This is a genomic window from Halohasta sp. A2, assembly GCF_056175805.1.
The window spans coordinates 1-421 of the sequence record NZ_JAQFWV010000218.1 but is presented as its reverse complement, the minus strand read 5'-3'; the positions used below and the strand labels follow the sequence as shown (position 1 = coordinate 421).

General features: G+C 57.0%; 1 protein-coding gene. It reads left to right on the top strand.

Annotated elements, in window-relative coordinates; genetic code table 11:
- Positions 1-30: 30 nt before the first annotated feature.
- A partial coding sequence (locus O2S87_RS18870; protein WP_475410238.1) for an IS630 family transposase occupies positions 31-421 on the top strand: 391 nt, incomplete at its 3' end.

Genomic DNA, 421 nt, shown 5'->3' with positions numbered 1-421 from the left:
GAGACCCGTCTCGTCCGGCGACTCTGTTTCATCAAAAACGTCTCTTTTGGTGACACCGACGAAATAGCTGCACGACGTGTCGGTGTGTCCCAACCAACTGGTGGGCGCTGGCTCAAAGCTTGGAACGAAGCCGGAGTCGATGGACTGCGTCCGAGCTTCGCGGGCGGCCGACCCGCGAAGCTCTCCTCAGAGCAGTTCGAGGAGTTCTTTGCGCTTCTTGAAGACGGTCAACCTTGGACGCCCCAAGAGATCGATGAGCTTCTCTGGGAACGATATCAGATCAGCTATGATCGAGCTCATTTAGCGCGGATTCTGCGTGCTGATGGCATGCAGTACGCAAAGCCACGACCGATGGATCCGCGACAATCTCCAGATGCTGAGGAGATCTTTCGCGAGCGCTTTGAGCGAGCGCTCGCGAAAG